At 35.7% G+C, this 1349-nt stretch carries 1 protein-coding gene; it reads right to left on the minus strand.

Translation table 11 applies throughout. The features are described from left to right. Nucleotides 1–39: 39 nt before the first annotated feature. Nucleotides 40–1349: reverse transcriptase domain-containing protein (locus tag FYJ75_RS15005; RefSeq protein WP_154431064.1), on the minus strand; the 1310-nt coding region annotated here is incomplete at its 5' end.

Genomic DNA, 1349 nt, shown 5'->3' on the forward strand with positions numbered 1-1349 from the left:
GTACGTGCGACTTTCACCGCATACGGCGTTCCCTCGTGTTCAAGCAAGTTTACAAGTTCCTTTGACAGGTTTAAGTTTTCTAGCTCGTCTTAGTCGATTCAGCTTCACTTTCTGCTTTTCCGAAAGGCTACTACAGTAATCAGCATTTGTATCTTCAATAAGTGGAATAACAGCTTTACTAACAATAACGATATTGCTATAATCGTCAGTACCATTTCTTTCTCTTGGTTTTATTCTGATACCGACTGCATTTTCTGGCTCTAATTCATTTCCAGTAATGTAACATTTCCCATACTGTGCCACGAACTTTGAAACCATATTATTTCTAAATTCAATAGTATCTTCATCATTTAGAAACATCTGAAATGCTTTCAGTTTACTACTTTCCACTGCTCTCTGATTATTATGAATTTTCTTTCTGCCCTTTTCAGTATAATTGCATATCTCCTGTGAAAAATTCATTGGAGATTTATGATGCACACCTGTAATCGGCAACATATGAATATCCATAATCCTGTAAATCTTCTTACAGTCTCTGATTCCTGTTGTTTTCTTTTTGAAATCACTTGGAGTTTCACAAAATCTGACTATCTTTGCTTTCTTCCTTAACCTGTTGTTACGGGTTCGTAATAAAGCATAATCAACCTCTGTGAGATTGTTATAAACATTCGTTGCAATCCGATAGTAATTCTGTATTCCAGTGACTGCACTGTTATACTTCTTTACTTCCTCTGCATTTGTATGATTCTGTATTTCAAGAATCTTCTGTCTCAAATTAGCTTTTGATTTTTTCAAGGCTTTTTCACACATATCTGTTTTTGCAACATAACCATACTTTGATTTTCCCTGTGGCACTGCTTTGATTTTGAATCCAAGGAAATCAGATGAATTCTTTTTCAGATTTGTTACCTTAGACTTCTCTGGACTGATTTCCAATCCTAGTCTGTTATTCAGAAAATCCACTACAGCGTGGTAATACCTCTGTGCTTCTGGATATGTTCTGCACATTATTTTAAAGTCATCTGCATAACGCACTATATATCCGTCTTTCAGATTTGTGTATTGTCTGGCATAGTTTGCAAAACCTTTGTTATTTCCCTTTCGTGGCATATAAGTTTCCCACTGGTCACTTATCCACCAGTCAAGTTCATTTAACACTATATTAGATAATAACGGAGAAAGTATTCCCCCTTGCGGAGTTCCTTTAGTCGGTATTCCCTCGCCCTCGATTTCACACTTTAAAAGTTTGCTTATAATACACAACAGCCTTTTATCCCTGATTCCAAGATTCCAGATTTGCTTCATTAGTTTTCCATGATTGACATTATCGAAAAATCCTTTAATATCAA

The organism is Roseburia porci (assembly GCF_009695765.1).
Classification (GTDB): domain Bacteria; phylum Bacillota; class Clostridia; order Lachnospirales; family Lachnospiraceae; genus Roseburia; species Roseburia porci.